This is a genomic window from Leucobacter weissii (assembly GCF_017565745.1).
Taxonomy (GTDB): domain Bacteria; phylum Actinomycetota; class Actinomycetes; order Actinomycetales; family Microbacteriaceae; genus Leucobacter; species Leucobacter weissii.
This window is the reverse complement of the sequence record NZ_JAGDYM010000002.1, coordinates 39,353-57,012: the sequence shown is the minus strand read 5'-3', so window position 1 is coordinate 57,012 and position 17,660 is coordinate 39,353. Positions and strand designations below refer to the sequence as shown.

15 protein-coding genes are annotated in these 17,660 nt (G+C 71.8%); 6 read left to right on the top strand and 9 right to left on the bottom strand.

Features of this window, described 5'->3' with window-relative positions:
- Positions 1 to 81: 81 nt before the first annotated feature.
- A complete protein-coding gene (locus J4H92_RS01020; RefSeq protein WP_208095163.1) occupies positions 82 to 1,116 on the bottom strand; it encodes an LLM class flavin-dependent oxidoreductase in 1,035 nt (344 codons plus the stop codon).
- 258 nt (positions 1,117 to 1,374) lie between these two features.
- On the opposite strand from J4H92_RS01020, the gene J4H92_RS01015 reads away from it, so the two are divergent.
- From J4H92_RS01015 to aspS, 6 genes are all read left to right on the top strand, one after another.
- Positions 1,375 to 2,379 carry an ABC transporter permease gene (locus J4H92_RS01015; RefSeq protein WP_208095162.1) on the top strand — a complete coding sequence of 335 codons (1,005 nt, stop codon included), beginning with the start codon at positions 1,375 to 1,377 and terminating at the stop codon, positions 2,377 to 2,379.
- Entirely contained in the window at positions 2,376 to 3,227 is an 852-nt protein-coding gene (locus tag J4H92_RS01010) for an ABC transporter permease (RefSeq protein WP_208095161.1), read from the top strand. Before J4H92_RS01015 ends, J4H92_RS01010 begins: the two co-directional genes overlap by 4 nt.
- Entirely contained in the window at positions 3,220 to 4,734 is a 1,515-nt protein-coding gene (locus J4H92_RS01005; protein ID WP_208095160.1) for an ABC transporter ATP-binding protein, read from the top strand. The genes J4H92_RS01010 and J4H92_RS01005 overlap by 8 nt, the downstream gene beginning before the upstream one ends.
- Positions 4,727 to 6,346, top strand: a complete 1,620-nt coding sequence (locus J4H92_RS01000; protein WP_208095159.1) for an ABC transporter substrate-binding protein — start codon at positions 4,727 to 4,729, stop codon at positions 6,344 to 6,346. Before J4H92_RS01005 ends, J4H92_RS01000 begins: the two co-directional genes overlap by 8 nt.
- 22 nt (positions 6,347 to 6,368) lie before the next feature.
- On the top strand, positions 6,369 to 7,403 hold the full coding sequence (locus J4H92_RS00995) for an LLM class flavin-dependent oxidoreductase (protein WP_208095158.1): 1,035 nt from the start codon (positions 6,369 to 6,371) through the stop codon (positions 7,401 to 7,403).
- An 85-nt stretch (positions 7,404 to 7,488) separates the two neighbouring features.
- Positions 7,489 to 8,832: an aspartate--tRNA(Asn) ligase gene (gene aspS, locus J4H92_RS00990; RefSeq protein ID WP_341782954.1), complete on the top strand. Its 1,344-nt coding sequence runs from the start codon at positions 7,489 to 7,491 to the stop codon at positions 8,830 to 8,832.
- Between the two features lie 131 nt (positions 8,833 to 8,963).
- On the opposite strand, the gene J4H92_RS00985 is transcribed toward aspS, so the two are convergent.
- From J4H92_RS00985 to J4H92_RS00950, 8 genes are all read right to left on the bottom strand, one after another.
- A complete protein-coding gene (locus J4H92_RS00985; RefSeq protein ID WP_208095157.1) occupies positions 8,964 to 10,319 on the bottom strand; it encodes a M20/M25/M40 family metallo-hydrolase in 1,356 nt (451 codons plus the stop codon).
- A 168-nt stretch (positions 10,320 to 10,487) separates the two neighbouring features.
- Complete coding sequence (locus tag J4H92_RS00980; protein ID WP_208095156.1) at positions 10,488 to 10,790, bottom strand: Dabb family protein; 303 nt, start codon at positions 10,788 to 10,790, stop codon at positions 10,488 to 10,490.
- Positions 10,787 to 11,098: a glutaredoxin family protein gene (locus tag J4H92_RS00975; RefSeq protein WP_341782953.1), complete on the bottom strand. Its 312-nt coding sequence runs from the start codon at positions 11,096 to 11,098 to the stop codon at positions 10,787 to 10,789. The genes J4H92_RS00980 and J4H92_RS00975 overlap by 4 nt, the downstream gene beginning before the upstream one ends.
- 686 nt (positions 11,099 to 11,784) lie before the next feature.
- Positions 11,785 to 14,370 (bottom strand): ABC transporter permease, encoded by a 2,586-nt coding sequence (locus J4H92_RS00970; RefSeq protein WP_208095155.1) that lies wholly within the window; start codon positions 14,368 to 14,370, stop codon positions 11,785 to 11,787.
- A 2-nt stretch (positions 14,371 to 14,372) separates the two neighbouring features.
- Positions 14,373 to 15,116, bottom strand: a complete 744-nt coding sequence (locus J4H92_RS00965; RefSeq protein WP_208095154.1) for an ABC transporter ATP-binding protein — start codon at positions 15,114 to 15,116, stop codon at positions 14,373 to 14,375.
- 338 nt (positions 15,117 to 15,454) lie between these two features.
- A complete protein-coding gene (locus tag J4H92_RS00960) occupies positions 15,455 to 16,168 on the bottom strand; it encodes a response regulator (protein WP_208095153.1) in 714 nt (237 codons plus the stop codon).
- Positions 16,169 to 16,198: 30 nt separating this feature from the next.
- Positions 16,199 to 17,365: a sensor histidine kinase gene (locus J4H92_RS00955; protein WP_208095152.1), complete on the bottom strand. Its 1,167-nt coding sequence runs from the start codon at positions 17,363 to 17,365 to the stop codon at positions 16,199 to 16,201.
- Between the two features lie 76 nt (positions 17,366 to 17,441).
- Complete coding sequence (locus tag J4H92_RS00950) at positions 17,442 to 17,540, bottom strand: 30S ribosomal protein bS22 (RefSeq protein WP_005504750.1); 99 nt, start codon at positions 17,538 to 17,540, stop codon at positions 17,442 to 17,444.
- Positions 17,541 to 17,660: the final 120 nt, after the last annotated feature.

The window sequence follows — 17,660 nt, the reverse complement described above, 5'->3', positions numbered from 1 at the left end:
GGGGCAAAAGCCCCGGCACGCCTCCCACGAGAACGCGATGCGTTCTCGTCTGAACTCGACGTGCGCAAAGCGCTGCTTTGCTCATGCGGCTGGCCGCCATCCAAGCGCGGGGCCGATCCGCGTCGCCAACTGCTCGAGCATGTGCTTCCAGTCGGCGAGCTCGAACTCGAAGGGCAGCTCGAAGAGGTAGTCGTCTGCGGCCTGGAAGGAAACATCGCCGCGGATGAACTCCACGATCTCATCGAGCGAGCCGAGCACGTCCAGGGCGATGATCGTGTTCCTGCCGTGCACCTGCCTCGTCCGCGGGGTGCGCGCCTCGGCGTACTCCCGATACTTGCGCACCTGCTCGGGCGTCGCGCCGTCGGTCGGCACGATCACGCGCGCGACCGAGGCGCGGGCGCCCTCGCCCTCGGGGTGGGCGGCGCGGAAGGCGTCGATCTGCGCCCGCTGCGCCGACGAGAAGTCGCGGATCCCGTTCTCGGTCGTGCTGATGTTGCTCACGAGCCAGTTGAGGCCCGCGGATCCCGCCCACTCGGCCGAGCGGAGCGATCCGCCGCCGTACCAGAGACGCTCCGAGAGGCCCGCGCTGTACGGCTCGACCCGCTCGGAGTCGAAGTCGCCGCCGATCCCGTTGTAGGGCGGCACCTCGCGCACCGGGTCGCCGGCCAGCAGCCCGCGCAGCCGCTCGATCCGCCCGTAGCCGTAGTCCTCCTCGCGCCACCCGGTGTCGTGGACGATATCGTTCACCTCCGGCTCGTAGGCCGGCGGGTGCACGCTCAGGCCGGGCAGCAGGCGCCCGCCGGAGAGCACATCGGCGGTGGCGAGATCCTCCGCGAGCCGGAACGGGTTCTCGTGGCCGACCGGGATCACCGCCGTGCCCAGGCCGATCCGCTCGGTGTGCTGCGCCGCCGCGGAGAGCAGCGCGGCCGGCGAGGGCAGGCCGTACTGCAGATGGCGGGTGCGCACCCACCCGCTGTCGAGGCCGAGCTCCTCGGCGAAGCGGAACAGCTCGATGCCGTCGGCCAGGCCCTGCGCGGGGGCCTCCCGGTCGAACGGCACCAGATGGATGAAGCCGAGGTGCCGCAGCGGGCGCGGGGAGGCCGGGGAACTGACCATGACTGGGGACTCCTGTGAGAGTGGCGGTGACGAGTGAGGGCGTGCCCGGAAAATTGTAGACCCGGGGCGGGGAGGCCGGAGAACCGTGACCCCCTATTACGGGATCGGCCCGCCGGGCGGCAGCGGAGGAGCCGCCCGGCGCGGGAAGGGTCGCCGGCCCGCCTCCGACTGTTACCTTCTGTGACCCTCGACGCCCGCTCCGAGGGCCCCAGCCGTTATGTTGCATAGTGCTCTACCGAGCAGAAAGACCGAGGTTCCATGCGCCCGCTTCGCACCGGCGTCGGTTCACCGACGCTCCGCCGCGGCTGGGGCGCACCCGGATTCCGCGGCGCTGGCGCGCTGCGACTCGCCGGGCGACTGCTGTTCGTCGCATGGGCGGCCTTCACGCTCACCTTCTTCCTCATGCGCCTGCTGCCCGGCGACGCCGCCACGGCGCGACTGACCGCGAGCAACCTGCTCACCGACGAGCAGGTCGCCGAGCTGCGCCACCAGTACGGCCTCGACGAACCCCTCGTCGTCCAGTACCTCACTCAGCTGCTGCGGCTGATCACCCTCCAGTGGGGACGCTCCTGGTCGACCGGGGCCGACGTCGCCGAGACGGTCTTCGCCGCGCTCGGCAGCACCGCGACGCTCGCCGCCGCGGCCCTCCTGCTCATCTCCGCGGCCTGCCTGCTCCTCGGCTACTACGTGACCACCACGCGCCACCGGTTCGGGCGCCGCCTGGCGAGCGCGATCAGCATTCTGGGGGTCTCGATGCCGACCTTCTGGGTGGGCATCATCCTCATCCAGATCTTCTCGTTCCAGCTCGGCTGGTTCCCGGCCCTGGGCGACGACGGCGCACACTCCCTCGTGCTCCCCGCCATCGCGATCGCGATGTTCGGCACGGGGGCGATGTCCCGCGTGCTGATCCGCAGCCTGAGCGCCGAGTGGCAGAGGGACTACGCCTCGGGCGCGCGACTCCGCGGCCTCTCGAACCGGCAGGTCTTCTTCGGCTTCGTGCTCCGGGGAGCCGCGGCCCCCTTCGTGACCCAGCTCGGCATCGCGGCGGCGACGCTGATCAGCGGCGCGATCGAGACGGAGGTGGTGTTCTCGCGCCCCGGTATCGGGCGCCTGCTGCAGACCTCGATCATGACGAACGACCTGCCCTACATCCAGGTGATCACCGTGCTGGTGGCGGTCGCGTTCGTCCTCGTGATCTCGGCGACCGATCTCGTGGTGGCGCGCCTGCAGCCGCGAGGCGAGCGAACGGGAGCCGCGCGATGAGCGTCACCGCCGGAACGACCGCGACCCGGGCGATCCGGGCGCCGCAGCAGACCGCTCTGCTCGCCCTCGTGGTCGCGCTCGCCTATCTGGTGTGGGTCTCCTTCTCCGGCATGCTGCTCCCCGGCGTGCCGCTCGCGGATCCGCTCACCGTCGACCTCACGCAGAAGTTCCTCCCGCCCGGCGGCGGGCACTGGTTCGGCACCGACTACCTCGGCCGAGACGTGCTGAGTCGAACGCTCCTCGGCGTGCGCGAGACGTTCCTGGGCTCGACCGCCGCCCTGCTGCTCGGATACGCTCTCGGCGTCGCCCTGGGCACCGTCTCCGGGCTCGGCGGAGCCGCCGTTCGCGCGGTCGTGTTCCGCTGCCTCGACGTGCTGCAGTCGATCCCGGGCATCGTGCTGCCCATGGTGATCGTCGCCGCGCTCGGATTCGGCACGCTCAACGCGTCGATCGCCGTCGGGATCGCGCTCGCCCCGAGGATCGCCTACGTCCTCTACCGCACGGTGCCCGAGGTGCTCGGATCCGCCTACGTCGACGTCGATCGTCAGATGGGCGCGTCGCGTCTCAGCACCATGGTCAGGCATGTGCTGCCGAACGCGCTCTGGCCCGCGCTCTCGCTCGCCCCGGCCCTGCTGGGCGAGGCGGTGCTCGGCCTCGCCGCACTCGGCTTCCTCGGCCTCGGGGCGCCGCTGCCGACGCCGGAGATCGGTTCGATCATCGCCGAGGGCCGTCAGTACATCACCCAGGCCTGGTGGATCTCGGCGCTGCCGGGAGCCGTGCTCTGCGCGATCCTCGTCGCCCTCGCGGTCGTGGGGCAGTCGCTCGAGGAGCGGGGGCAGCATGTCTGAACCGGGCTCGCGGATCGTGATCGAGGACTACGCGCTCACGCGGCACCGTCGGGCGGGCGAGGCGGAGGCGGAGCAGACCCTCTTCGCGGGCCTCGACTTGCGCGTGGACTCGGGAGCGTGCGTGGCGATCACGGGCCCGTCCGGCCTGGGCAAGAGCACGCTGCTCCGCGCCGCCCTGGGCGCGCTGCCGGCGGCCTTCGCCTCCACCGGCAGGATCGAGCTGCTGGGCACGGATCTCTCGCGTGCGAAGGCTCGGGAACTCCGCGCCCTGCGCCGACGCACCATGCTGATCCCGCAGAACCCCTTCACGGCGTTCAGCCCGAACCTCAGCGTCTGGCGGCAGAGCGCCCGGCTGCTCCGCGACAGCGGTTCGGCGCCGGCGGCGCAGCTGCGGGACGGACTCGCGGAGGCGCTCCGCTCGCTGCGCTTCGACGACCCCGAGCGCGTCCTCGACGCGCTGCCCCAGCAGCTGTCGGGCGGACAGCTGCAGCGCGTGCTCATCGCGCAGGCGCTCGTGCACGCCCCCGAGGTGATCCTGGCCGACGAGCCGACCAGCGCGCTCGACGGAGCCGCGAGGGAACTGGTGCTCTCGGCTTTTCAACGGCTGCAGCAGCAGCTCTCGCCCGCGCTGCTGGTGGTCACGCACGACCGGGAGGACTTCGCCGCCATCACGACGCGCGTGCTCGAGCTCGACGCCTACGCGCCGCGCCGGGACGCCGACGACGCGGAGACGCGCCCTCCGGCGGCCGCACCCGAACCGCCGAGCCGACGGACGGACCAGTCCGGCACGGTCGTCCCGGCCGTCGCGACGACCGGCGTCGCGAAATCCTACCCCTCCGGCGGCAGCGTGCTCGACGGCGTCGACCTGCGTATCGAGCCCGGCACGGTCGTCGGACTCACGGGCCCCTCCGGATCGGGGAAGTCGACGCTGGCCCGGATCCTGTGCGGTCTCGAATCGTTCGACTCGGGGAGCGTCTCGTATCCCGGGGCCTCGTTCTCCGAGCGCGTGCCGCCCCGCGGCCCGGAGCGCCGCCGGGTCGGCTTCTACGTGCACCAGGACGCCCGCTCGTGCGTCGACCCGCGCTCCCGCGTGTCGCACATCCTGCGCGAGGCCGAGCGCCGCGGGCGGCGCCTCCGCGGCGAGGACGCCGACGCTGCGCGGTCCCGTCCCGAGGAGATCATGGCGCGACTCGATCTGGGGCCGGCGCTCGCCGGCCTTCGGGCCGCGCAGCTCTCGGGGGGGCAACTGCAACGCGTGTCCATCGCGCGGGCCCTGCTCTTCGGCGCACCGCTGACCGTCCTCGACGAGTCGCTCTCGGGCCTCGACGACCGCAACCGTCGGCGTGTTCTCGAGATGCTCCGCGAACACGCTCGGACGCGCGGCTCAGCCTTCCTCCTGATCACCCACCGCGAGCAGGAGATCGCCGCCTATCTCGACCACTGCCTCCGCCTCTCATCCGCAGAGGCGGGCGACTCCCACCCGATCGAAAGGAACTTCCGTGTCTAGAACCATCCGTCGCTCCGCGCTCACCGCCGGAGCGCTCTCCGTGTTGCTCGCGCTCACCGCCTGCACCGGAGGGGATCCCGGTGCCGAGGGGACCGGTGAGACCGCCGAGTCGGTCACCGTGCAGGTCGAGCTGGTCGAGGGCGCTCCCCTGGACCCCTACCAGACGGATCAGCCCGCCTCGATCGCCTACCTGGCCAACGTGGTCGACTCCCTCACCTACCTCAACCCGGAGTCCCGAGAGCTCGAGCCCTCCCTCGCCACGGCGTGGGAGGTCAGCGACGACAGCCGGGTGTTCACCTTCCAGCTCCGCGAGGGCGTCACCTTCAGCGACGGCGAGGCGCTCGACGCCGAAGCCGTGAAGCGCAACTTCGAGGGCGCCCTCGAGCTCGGGGCCGCCGCGGTTCGGGCGAACTACCTGGCCGGCCTCGAGAGCGTCGAGGCCACCGGGCCGCAGGAGGTGCAGCTGACCTTCTCCGAGCCGAACGCCCCCTTCCTGACCTACACGGCCAGCACCTATCTCGGGATCCTCTCGCCGCAGACCTGGGAGCTGGCGCCCGAGGAGCGCAGCAGCGAGGGCGTCGTGGGCACCGGCCCCTTCGTGATCGACGACTACGCGGCGAACCAGTTCGTCGAGCTGGCGGCGCGCGACGACTACGACTGGGCGCCGGAGTGGGCCGGTCGCACCGGGGCCGCCGCGATCAAGGAGCTGCGCTTCGAGTTCGTGAGCGACTCGTCGACCCGGGCGCAGTCCCTGAGCGCCGGACAGGCGGACATCGCCCAAGGTCTCACCGTGGACGACGCCACGACGGTGGAGAGCGCCGGCGGCAGCATCGAGATCGCGACCGTGCCGGGCATCCCCACCTCGATCGCGCTCAACACCGACGACCCCGTGCTGCAGGATCCCGCGGTCCGCGAGGCGCTGAACCTCGCCATCGACCGCACGACGATCTCCGAGGGCATCTTCAACGGCGCCGTCGCCCCGGCCTACGGGCTGCTCACCGAGAGCCTGGTGCAGTACGTCCCGTTCGAGGAGGAGTTCACGGCGGACGTCGCGCGGGCCAAGTCGGTGCTCGATGAGGCGGGCTGGACCGAGACCGCGGACGGCGTGCGGGAGAAGGACGGGACCCCGCTCCAGCTCACGCTCGACACGGTCAGCCCCTACAGCTACACGAACGCCCTGGTCCAGCTGGTCCAGAGCCAGTTCGCCGAGATCGGCGTCGGCCTCGAGGTGGTCGACCTCATCGCGACCGGCGAGGTGGGCGACGTCCTCCAGAACGGCGGCTTCCAGGCGCTCATGTCGAACACGACCGATCTCGACGGCAACGTGCTCTACGGCAAGGTCTCGGGTTCGGAGGCGGGCGAGCCCGGCGCATCGAACTCGTTCGGCCTGCAGCCGGGCAACGAGCTCTACGCCCTGCTCAACGAACAGCGCGGGCAGAGCGTCGAGGCGGAGCGCACGGCGACCCTGGAGGAGGCCCAGCGCCTCATCGTCGACGAGAACCTGCTGCTCCCGCTCACCGCGGTCCCGCAGGTGTACGGACTGCGCGAAGGCGTCAGCGGGATCATCTACAACGCCGAGTCCCGGCCGCTGTTCTACGCCGCCACGGCCTGACCCCGGCGAACGGAGGAACTCGATGAGGATCAGCTTCTTCTCGCAGGTGCAGGATCAGTTCCTGCCGCCCGCGGAGCGCTACGGGCACACGCTGCGCGAGATCGTGCGCGCCGATGAACTGGGCTTCGACACGGCCTGGGTGTCGTCGATCCATTTCAGCGGCGACAGCGGGGGCGGCCTGCCCTCGCCGCTGATCCTGCTCTCCGCGGCCACGCAGCTGACCGGCCGGATCCGGCTCGGCACGAGCGTGATCACGCTCTCGCACGAGAATCCGATCCGGGCGGCGGAGGACGCCTCGGTGGTCAACCACCTCTCGGGCGACCGGCTGCGCATCGGATACTCGATGGGCGGGACCGTCGTCAGCCTGGAGCCGTTCGGGCTCTCGTTCGATGATCGCAAGGCCATCGGGGCCCGTTCGCTGCAGCGCTTCCGCGAGGCGCTGCGCGGGGAGGCGCTGGGCAGCCGGGGACAGCGGATGTTCCCGCCCGGGCGCGAGCTGACGCGGCGGATGTCCCGCGCCTGCCTCGACCCCGCGAGCAGCTTCCGGGCCGGCTCCGATGGCGACGGGCTCTTCCTCTCCTGCTGGCAGCCGCGCAGCTCCGCCGATGATCTGCGCACGCTCGCCGACTACCAGAACCCGATCATCGACGCCTACGAAGAGGGACTCGCCGAGTACCGCTCGCGCACCGGGCACGACGCCGAACCGGACATCGCGGTCTCTCGCACGGTGCTGGTCTTCGAGGAGGAGCATCGGGAACGGCTCGTGGAGTCCTCGCACCGGGCGCTCGCGCGCTGGGCCGGCGGCAAGGAGTTCGTGCCCGAGGGCACCGAGCTGACGCGCGAACGGATCTGGAAGGAGGGGCACGCCGTCATCGGCACGCCGGACGAGGTCGCCGAGCAGTTGCTGGCCGACACCGCTCTGGCGCGCTCCACCGAACTCGCGGCGCAGGTGCAGCTGATCGATCCGCCGCACCAGGACACCCTGCGTTCGCTCGAACTGCTCATCGGTCCCGTCGCTCGTGCGGCCTGGGATCAGGAGGGCTCCCGGGCGGGCTGACGCGTCGCGGTGCCGGGGGCGCCCCGGCACCGCGACCCCGTCTCACGGTCGCTCATGAGGCGCGCCGCACTACTAGACTGGCGGGGTGACTGAACGTGTGTTGATCAAGGATCTCGCCGCCCGCGAAGACGGCCCGGTGCGCGTCGCCGGATGGGTCGAGAAGGTTCGCGACCAGAAGTTCGTGCAGTTCGTCGTGCTGCGCGACGAGAGCGGGGCCGTGCAACTGGTGAACGGCGGCGTGCTGCGCGAGCCCGACGCCGACAACCCGCGCAGCGAGATCCTGCTCGAGCGCACCTCCGCGATCGCCGAGCTCACGCTCGGCACCTTCGTCACGGTGACCGGAGAGCTGCAGCACAACGAGCGGGTCAAGCTCGGCGGGGTCGAGATCCAGATCGACCGGCTCGAGGTCGTCACGAGCGCGCTGCCCGACAACCCCGTCGCCAACGACTCCGGCATCGACGTGCGCCTCGACTGGCGCTTCCTCGACCTGCGCCGCCCCGAGCAGAACCTCGTGTTCCGCGTGCAGACCACCTTCGAGCACGCGCTGCGGCAGGTGTGGATCGACCGCGACTTCATCGAGATCCACACCCCCAAGCTCATGGCCTCGGCGTCGGAGTCGCGCGCCGAACTGTTCGAGGTCGACTACTTCGAGGGCACCGCCTACCTCGCGCAGAGCCCCCAGTTCTACAAGCAGATGGCGCAGTCGGCCGGCTTCGGCGGCGTCTTCGAGATCGCCCCGGCGTTCCGCGCCGACCCGTCCTTCACCTCGCGGCACGCCACCGAGTTCACCTCGGTCGACACCGAGTTCAGCTGGATCGACTCGCACGAAGACGTGATGGCGCTGCACGAGGAACTGATCGTCGCCGGCCTCACCGCAGTCAAGGAGCAGCACGGCGAGGCGATCCAGAAGCTCTTCGGCCTCGAGGTCGAGGTGCCGACCCGTCCGTTCCCGCGCATCCCCCTGGCCGAGGCGAAGCAGATCGTCAAGGATCGCGGCTACGAGGTGCCTCGCGCCGACGCCGACATGGATCCCGAGGGCGAGCGTCGAATCGCGGCGTACGTCGACGAGGAGCTGAGCCACGACTTCGTGTTCCTCACCGACTACGACGCCTCGATCCGCCCGTTCTACCACATGCGGCACGAGGGCGACCCGGCGCTGACCAAGAGCTACGACCTCATCTACCGGGGCGTCGAGATCTCGACGGGAGCGCAGCGCGAGCACCGGGTGGATGTGCTCGAGGCGCAGGCTCGCGAGAAGGGCCTGGAGCCGGCGGAACTCGGCTTCTACCTCGACTTCTTCCGCTACGGCGTTCCGCCGCACGGCGGGTTCGGGATGGGGCTGGGCCGCGTGCTCATGCTGTTGCTGAAGCAGTCGTCGATCCGGGAGGTCACGTACCTGTTCAGGGGACCAACGCGGTTGCTCCCCTGAAAGAGTCCGCGGATAGGTGGCCGGTTGCTGAGCCCTTCGACAAGGGTTCCTGAGCTTGTCGAAGGGCTCAGAGACCGAAGCATCCGGCTCATGGTGTCGGGCTCTTCGACAAGCTCAGGGACCGAAACCTCTTACGCTTTGCGCAGGATCTGGGCCGTGACGCGCGCCGAGAAGCGCAGCGCGTCGACCGGGACCCGCTCGTCGGCCGCGTGGAACTGCCCGAGCACGTCGAAGTCGTGCGGCACGCGCAGCGGCACGAAGCCGTAGCCCGCGATCCCGAGACGCGCGAAGTGCTTGTTGTCGGTGCTCGCCGGCAGCAGGTACGGCACGACGAGGCCGTCGGGATCCTCCGCCGCGACCGCGCGGCCCAGCACATCGAGGAGCGGGGCGTCGACCGGGGCCTCGGTCGCCGACCACCACCGCCCCTCGCGCACCTCGACGCCGGGACCGGCGAGCGCGGCGAGCGTCTCGCGCAACGGCGCGTCCTGGCCGGGCAGCACCCGGATGTCGAGCCGCGCCGTCGCCTCGCCGGGAATGATGTTGGTCTTGCCTCCCGCGGAGAGCACGGTGGGGGTGGCGGTGTTCCGCAGGCTCGCGCCGATGATCTCGCCCACGAAGCCGAGCGACGCCAGATCCGCCTCGATCGTCTCATCGGAGAACCGCAGGCCGCGGGCCCGCGCGAACGCCTCCACGAAGCGCGTCACCGCCGGCGAGCGCACGATCGGGAAGCGGTGCTCGCCGATCCGCCGCACCGCACCGGCCAGGCGCACCACCGCGTTGTCCTCGGTGGGCCGCGAGCCGTGCCCCGCACGCCCCCGCGCGGTCAGCGTCGCCCAGGCCACGCCCTTCTCGCTCGTCGCCACCAGGTAGGCGCGGCGAGGATCGGCACCGGGCGCCTCGTCGCCGTCCTCGTCGCGACGCCCATCGCCGTCCAGCGGCACCGAGAAGCCGCCGACCTCGCTGATCGCCTCGGTGACGCCGGCGAACAGCTCCGGTCGGCGGTCGACCAGCCAGCCCGCGCCCCAGAGGCCGCCCGCCTCCTCGTCGGCGAGGAAGGCCAGCACCAGGTCGCGGCGCGGCGCGATGCGCTCGCGCGCGAGATGGCGCGCGACCGCCAGCACGGTGCCGGCGTAGTTCTTCATGTCGACGGCGCCGCGGCCGTAGAGGTAGCCGTCATGGATCTCGGCGGCGAACGGCGGGCGGGTCCAGTCGCGCTCCTCGACCGGCACGACGTCCACATGGGCGTGCACGAGCAGCGCGCCGGCGCCCGGATCCGATCCCGGGATGCGCGCGACGAGCGAGCCCCGGCCCGGACGCGGCTCGATCAGCTCCGACGCGATGCCGACCTCCCGGAGACGCTCCTGGATGAAGCGGACCGCCCGGGTCTCGCCATCGCCGATGGTCGCCGGGTCGCCCGTGTTGACGCTCTCGATCCGGATGAGTTCGCGCACGAACTCGAGCGCCTCCTCCTCGAGCAGCGATGTCATCCGCGGTCCTCCTCGCCCCCACCCTACGCAGATAGACCGGAGCGGCGCACGGGGTCCGGTCACACCGCGTCACGAAGGCGGGCGGTTGGCCCGGATCGGGGCACCGCGGTGCGCGACCGGGCTCGGATACGGTGCCGACGCGACCCCGGTTCCGGGGCCGGCGCGGATCTAGAGAGTGAAGTCGGTGGCGACCCGGTCGGTCGCGTGGCGTTTGACCACGGCCCCGGCCGCGACGTGCTCCGGGTGCGAGGCGTAGGCGGCGAGGCCGTCGGCGTCGTCGAAGTCGGCGATCAGCGTGACGTCCCAGTTGTCGCCGTCGAAGAGCTCGTTGCGGTGCACGGCGAGCGCGCGCACGCTCGCCACGGTCTCGGCGAGCGGCGTCAGCGCGGCGGCGATCTCCGCGGCCTGGGCGTCGCGCTGCGCGCGGTCGGCACCGCTCAACCGCCAGGTCACGATGTGTCGCAGGGTCATGGGGATCCTCCATTGCCGGGTCGTCTTGAGAGGGGTCGTCGTCGAGCGGCCCGGTCGAGGGCGGCGCGGAGCCGCTCCGGATCCACCCGCCAGACGGCGTGCCGCTTCTCGCCGATGAACAGGACCGGGATGTCCTCGGAGTGGCGCCGGGCCAGCGCGGGATCGCTCAGGATGTCCCGCTCGTCGAGCACGGTCTCGATGCCGTCCGCGAGCGCCTCCGCGCACACGCGCTCGACCACGCCGCGCGCCTCGTCGCAGAGATGGCAGCCCGGCTTCGTCAGGAGCCGCAGGGAGACGGGTTTCGGCACCCGCCCAGCCTATCCTCCTCTCACGCCCCGCTCCCGTCTCCGCCCCCGCGTTCCTCCCGCCTCCGCTCCCGTGCTCCTCCGGTCTCCGTCCCCGCGTTCCTCTCGTGCTCCTCCGGTCTCCGCTCCCTCGCTGCTCCGGTCTCTGGTCCCCCGCTCCTCCCGTACTCCTCCTACGATCCTCGTCTGCACCGCTCCGAGGCCGCATCCCGTCTCCGCCCCTGCCCTCCTCCGGCCTCCGCTCCCGCGCTCCTCGCTGCTCCTCCCTTCTCCGCTCCTCCGCTGCTCTCGCATCTGCTCCCATCTCCGCTCCCGCGCTCCTCCCGCCTCCGCTCTCGCGCTCCTCGCGTGCTCCTCCCTTCTCCGCTCCCGCGCCGCTCCTTCCCGGAGATTCCTCTCCTTCCTGACCCGCCCTCACCGCGACTCTCATCCTCATTCCCCTGCCTTTCCGCGTCCCGTTGGCCCCGAAGTGCCCTTTCACCACTCGCGAAGGGGCACTTCGGGACCAATCGCAGCGGAAAGGGCGCGGGGAGAGGGGCGGGCGGGTCAGGAGGAAGAAGGGCGGATAGGAGGGGCAGGAGTAGAGGCGGGCGGACAGGGAGCGGCCGGGATGGGGAGAGAGGGAAGGGAAGGGAAGGGAAGGGAAGGGAAGGGAAGGGAAGGGAAGGAGGGAAGGAGGGAGGAACGGGTCAGGCCACCGCGAGGCCCGCGATCGGGGAGAGCCGCGCCGCCCGCCGCGCCGGCAGCACCGAGGCGAGCAGCCCCGCGAGCGCCGCGAGCACCAGCACGACCCCGAGCGCCGCCCACGGGATCGCGAACGACACCTCGCCCACCGAGTTCAGCACCGACCGCGCCCCGAGATAGCCGTAGGCGACGCCCAGCACGACCCCGGCGACCGCGGCGACCACGGAGAGCAGGATCGCCTCGTTCGCGAGCGTCCACCTGAGTTGCGCGCGGGTGAGCCCGAGCGCTCGCAGCAGCGCGTTCTCGCGGGTCCGCTCGATCACCGAGAGCGACAGGGTGTTGCCGACCCCGATCACGGCGATCACGATGGCGACCGCGAGCAGACCGGTGACGATGAGCAGCAGCGTCGTGATGATCTGCTCGAAGACCGCCCGCTCGAGCGCCGCGCCGCCCACGAAGGACGTCGGCAGCAGCTCGGTGATCTGCGTGCGGATCTCGTTGATCTGCAGGAAGTCGAGCCCGTCGCTCAGCCGCAGCAGCGCACCGTCCCCGGCCTGCGACTCGGGCAGCTGCCCGAGGGTCTCGGGCGACACGAGCAGCACGGAATCGGGCGCCCCGCCCCGCAGGGCCCTCAGCGTCGTCTCCTCAGCGGAGGCGTCGTCCATCATCGTCTCGCCGCCCAGCGTGATCTCCCCGTTCTTCGGCGGATCCGCCATCGTGACCGCCCCGCCTTCGAGGCGGACGGGTGCGACCCGCGACACGGCGTCGTACTCCCGCGCGTCCACGGCCCAGGCCTCCCAGACGCGACCATCCCCCTCCTGGAAATAGGCGGACCGCATCGGCGTGAGCCCCTCGACCCCGTCGATCGCGGCGATCCGGTCGAATGCGGCCGCGTCGAGCGCGACCGCCTCACCGCTCTCGTCCAGGGCCGGCAGCGTCACGACCACGTCGACGGGATACTCCTCGTCGAGGCCCTGGTTGAAGGTGGCCCTCGCCACCTCGGCGCCCGTGTACACCGTCGCGACGAGCGTGACGCCGATCAGCAGCGCGGTCGCGGTCGCGGCGGTGCGCCGCGGGTTCCGCACCGAGTTGAGCGCGGCGAGGCGCCCGGGCACTCGCGCCGAGATCAGGCGGCCCAGCCACCCGATGAGCCGGGGCACGACGAAGATCGCGAGCATGATCGCGCCGACGGCGCTGAGGGCGGATCCCCCGAGCGCGACCAGGAGCGCGAGTTCCGCCTGGCCCACGAGGAACGCGGCGACGCCGAGCAGCGCGAAGCCGCCGAAGAAGAGCACCAGCCCGGCCACGAGGCGCAGCGCCCCCGCACGGGTCGAGGCGCGCGCCGCGTCCAGCGGGCGCATGGCGGCGAGCGGAGAGACCCGCGTCGCCTCCCGCGCCGGGGCGAGCGCCGCCACGAGCGTCAGCACGATCCCGACGAGGATCGGGATCACCACCGCCGTCCAGTCCATGCCGAAGACGCCGAGCGTGCCGCCCAGCCCCCCTGCGTTGCCGATGGCCACCAGCCCGAGCATGAGGCCGATGGCGACGAGCACCCCGACCACCGAGGCCACCGCGGCCATGACCAGCGCTTCGAGCAGCACCGAGCCGCGCACCTGGCCCGACGAGGCGCCGAGGCAGCGCAGCAGCGCCAGCTCGCGCGCCCGCTGGGCGACGATCACCGCGAAGGTGTTGGCGATCACGAGCGCCGCGACGAGCATCGCGATGGCGACGAAGGCGAGCATCACCAGGGTGAGCACGTCGGCGGCGCCGGTGTAGCCCTCCAACCGCTCGGAGAGGAGGTCGTCCGGGGTCTGCAGCGTCGGGTGGAATCCGGGCAGCTTCGGCAGCGCCTCCGCGATGGCCGCGCGCGCCGCGTCAGGGTCGGCGGACGGGTCGAGCAGGATCTGCGCCGGCGTCCCGTAGTCCATGCGCACGTTCTCCGGGGCGGCGGCGAAGTGCTCGATCCCGCTCGGCGCGCCGATGATCACGGGCTGACCCGCCGCGAACGGGTTGCGGCTCGTCTCGAGCACCCCGACGACGGTCGCGGGCTTCGCCTCCGCCTGCGCGGAATCGTCGGCGGTGCCCGCATAGGAGGTGATCTCGAGCTGGGCGCCCGGCTCCAGGCCGAACTGCTCGGCGACGGTATCCCACATCACCACCTCGTCGGACGCCTCGGGCAGCCTCCCCTCCGTGACCGTCACGTCCCGGAACGACTCCGGCGCGAGCTGCCTGAGCTCGAAGATCTGCTGCACGTCCCCCGACCCGATCGCGATGTCGAGGGCGCGCGGCACGAACACCTCTGCGACGCCGGGCACCTCGCTCACCGCCCGCTCGAGCTTCTCGAGATCCTCGGCCCCCGGGGCGGCCCCGGAGTCGATCTCCTCCTCGGTGTACTGGGCCTCGGGATCCTCGACCACCACCAGGTCGGCCTGGGCGTAGTCCTGCCCGAGCGAGTGCTGCAGCGTCGCCCGCATCGAGCTGCCGAGGATCAGCGTCGCGCTCATGAAGGCGACGGCCAGCAGCACCGCTAGCGAGACGGCGACGAGACGCGCGCGGTGCGCGCGGATGTTCGCGAGAACGACCCTGAGCATGCTCACGCCCCCAGACGGCCGAGCGCGGCCAGGATCTCGTCGGGCTCGGCGTCCGAGAGCTCGCCCGCGATCCGCCCGTCGGCGAGCAGCAGCACCCGATCGGCGTACGACGCCGCGAGCGGATCGTGGGTCACCATGATGATCGTCTGCCCCATCTCGCGCGCGGAGCGGCGCAGCAGGGCGAGCACCTCGGCCCCGGAGCGCGAGTCGAGGTTGCCGGTCGGCTCGTCGGCGAACACCACCTCGGGGCGCGAGAGCAGCGCCCGGGCGATCGCGACGCGCTGCTGCTGGCCGCCGGAGAGCTCGGAAGGCTTGTGCCGCAGCCGCTCGGAGATGCCCAGCACGTCGACGATGCTGCTCATCCAGGCCCGGTCCACGCGGGCGCCGGCCAGCTCGACGGGCAGCAGGATGTTCTGCTCGGCGGTGAGGGTCGGCACGAGGTTGAACGCCTGGAACACGAAGCCGATGCGTTCGCGGCGCAGGACGGTGAGCTCCCGGTCGCGCAGGCCCGAGAGCTCCTGCTCGCCGATCGCCGCGGAGCCGCTGTCGAAGGTGTCGAGACCCGCCAGGCAGTGCATGAGGGTGGACTTCCCCGAGCCGGACGGCCCCATGATCGCGGTGAACTCTCCGCGGCGGAACGTGACGCCGACGCGGTCGAGCGCCGTCACCTGCGTCTCTCCGCTGCCGTAGGTCTTGGTCAGGTCCAAGGCCCGCACCGCGTACCGCCCCTGTTCGACGTCGCTCATCCGTTCCGCCCTCTCCGAGTCCGCAGCGCCGCGCGCGCCGCATCGTGTGCCGGGGCCGATCCGACCCCTGCGTCCATCCTGTCCGCGCTGCGGGGCGCGCGGCATCGACCCGGGGGAGGATCTTCGCCCGCCCGAAGCGGCCGCGCGATGCCCGGCATCCTCCTCACGGATGACCTCCGCACCGCCCCCGGATGAGGGGCCGAATCGGCATTCTCGTCCCTCCGGAGCGTTTTCGCGCCGTGGCCGGCAAGGATGCCACGTCGCTCTCCCGCTCATGTGACAAGAATGCCGATTCGGCCCCTCATCCTCATCCCCACCCGGCAGACGCCGCTATCGGCTCAGGGAGCGACGATCCCCGCCTCGTAGGCGAAGACGACCGCCTGCACGCGATCCCGCGAGGCCGTCTTGGCGAGGATCCGGCGCACGTGCGTCTTCACCGTGGTCTCCGAGAGCACCAGCGCCGCGGCGATCTCCGCATTGGACATGCCCTGCGCGACGAGTTCGAGCACCTCCCGCTCGCGAGCCGTCAGCGAAGCGGCCATCTCCACGAGGCCGGACGCCGCCGCGGCCTCCGCGCCATCGGCCGTCCGCGCCGGGTCCGACGCGCCCTCCGAGCCGAGCATCGGGCCGACGTGGCTGAGCAGGCGGCGCGTCATCGACGGGGAGATCACGGCGTCGCCGCGGTGCACGGAGCGGATGGCCCGGAGCAGTTCCTCCGGCTCGGCGTCCTTCAGCAGGAACCCGCTCGCGCCGGCCCGGATCGCCTCGAGCACGTAGTCGTCGAGGTCGAAGGTCGTGAGCACGATCACCCGCGGGGGATCCGGTCGCTCCAGGATCGCCCGGGTCGCGTCGATCCCGTTCATGCCGGGCATGCGCACGTCCATCAGGACGACGTCGGCGGGGGTGCCCTCGAGCAGTTCGATCGCGGCCAGCCCATCGCCCGCCTCGCCGACCACCACGAGATCCGGCTGCGAGCCGATGAGCATGCCGAAGCCGCCCCGCACCAGCTGCTGGTCGTCGACCAGCGCCACTCGGATCTCCGCTCCGGTCATCGCTCCGCCTCTCCGTCTCCTCAGCCGACACTACCCCTGCGGGAAGTGCGCCCGCACCTCGAAGCCGCCGCCGATCCTCGGCTGCGCCACGAGCGTGCCCCCGTAGAGCCCCACGCGCTCGGCCATCCCGCGCACGCCCTGGCCGCTGCCGCGACTCGCGGGATCGGCGGCCGCGCCGCGACCGTCGTCCAGCACGGCCACGAGCAGCCCCGCGTCGTCCCGTTCCAGGCGCACCACCGCGCGCACGCCCGGCCCGGCGTGCTTCATGACGTTCGTCAGGGCCTCCTGCACCACGCGGTAGACCGCGAGTTCCGCGCCCTGCGGCAGCGCGAGGTCGGCGAGCGCGCCGACGCGCAGCACCTCGATCTCGACGCCGCTGCGCCGCACGTCTCCGATCAGCGCGTCGATGTCCGCGAGCGAGGGGGTCGGGCCGGCCGTCGCCGGCCCGCCGTCGCGCAGCACCCCGAGCAGCCGCCGCATCTCGGCGAGCGAGTCGCGCCCGGTGCGGGCGATGGTCCGCAGCGCCTCCCGCGCCTGCTCGGGCGACCGCGATGCGGCGTACGAGCCGCCGTCTGCCTGGGCCACGATCACCGAGAGCGAGTGCGCCACGATGTCGTGCATCTCGCGCGCGATCCTCGTGCGCTCGTCCGCCGCGGCGAGCGATCGCTCCTGCTCCCGCTCCCGCTCCAGCCGCTCGGCCCGTTCGCTCATCTGCCGCCAGATCTCCCGGCGCGAGCGCACCAGCTTGCCCAGCAGCCAGCTGGCGAGCACGCTCACCGCCAGCAGGAGCATGAACACGGCGAAGTCGATCGGGGAGGCGAAGCCGTAGCGGATCGGGGCGAGCGCGGATCCCGCGAGCCCGATCACCAGCGCCGCACGTCCGGCCCACCTCGGTCCGTAGGCGGCGAGCGCATAGGCCGTGAACAGCGCCGAGATGTTCGCGGGCGCGATCGACACGCCGAGCGCGAGCTGCAGCACGTGGAGGCCGACCACGATCCCGCCCGAGACGGTGGGGTGCGATCGGCGCCACGCGAGGGGGAGGACGAGCGCCGACGAGAGCGCGAACATCGCCCACGCGCTCGGCGCGGAGTCCACCACGGCCAGCGGGCCGAACTCGAGGCTGAGCGGGGGCAGGCAGGTGACGGCCCACAGCGCCGCAGCGAGTGCGATGTCGAAGACGGTGCTGCGCAGCCTCATCCCGCTCCCCCTGCGACAGGGACGGCAAAAGGCGCCGGGCGATGACGCCCGACGCCGACTTCACCGGCCGATGCGGTTACTTCTTGTTGCGGCGCTGGTGACGCGTCTTGCGAAGCAGCTTGCGGTGCTTCTTCTTCGACATGCGCTTGCGCCGCTTCTTGATGACTGAACCCACGTATATACCTCACAAAGTCCTCGGACCGAGAACCCGATCCTTCAAACACCTTATGCTACACCCACCAGCCGGTGCTCGGGGAATCCCGTCCCGGACGCGGGGGCGCGGAGACCCGCCAAT

Excerpts from the sequence above, each read along its gene's own strand:
- J4H92_RS01020 (WP_208095163.1), bottom strand. The coding sequence starts at position 1,116 with ATGGTCAGTTCCCCGGCCTCCCCGCGCCCGCTGCGGCACCTCGGCTTC.
- J4H92_RS01015 (WP_208095162.1), top strand. The coding sequence starts at position 1,375 with ATGCGCCCGCTTCGCACCGGCGTCGGTTCACCGACGCTCCGCCGCGGC.
- J4H92_RS01010 (WP_208095161.1), top strand. The coding sequence starts at position 2,376 with ATGAGCGTCACCGCCGGAACGACCGCGACCCGGGCGATCCGGGCGCCG.
- J4H92_RS01005 (WP_208095160.1), top strand. The coding sequence starts at position 3,220 with ATGTCTGAACCGGGCTCGCGGATCGTGATCGAGGACTACGCGCTCACG.
- J4H92_RS00995 (WP_208095158.1), top strand. The coding sequence starts at position 6,369 with ATGAGGATCAGCTTCTTCTCGCAGGTGCAGGATCAGTTCCTGCCGCCC.
- J4H92_RS00985 (WP_208095157.1), bottom strand. The coding sequence starts at position 10,319 with ATGACATCGCTGCTCGAGGAGGAGGCGCTCGAGTTCGTGCGCGAACTC.
- J4H92_RS00980 (WP_208095156.1), bottom strand. The coding sequence starts at position 10,790 with ATGACCCTGCGACACATCGTGACCTGGCGGTTGAGCGGTGCCGACCGC.
- J4H92_RS00970 (WP_208095155.1), bottom strand. The coding sequence starts at position 14,370 with ATGCTCAGGGTCGTTCTCGCGAACATCCGCGCGCACCGCGCGCGTCTC.
- J4H92_RS00965 (WP_208095154.1), bottom strand. The coding sequence starts at position 15,116 with ATGAGCGACGTCGAACAGGGGCGGTACGCGGTGCGGGCCTTGGACCTG.
- J4H92_RS00960 (WP_208095153.1), bottom strand. The coding sequence starts at position 16,168 with ATGACCGGAGCGGAGATCCGAGTGGCGCTGGTCGACGACCAGCAGCTG.
- J4H92_RS00955 (WP_208095152.1), bottom strand. The coding sequence starts at position 17,365 with ATGAGGCTGCGCAGCACCGTCTTCGACATCGCACTCGCTGCGGCGCTG.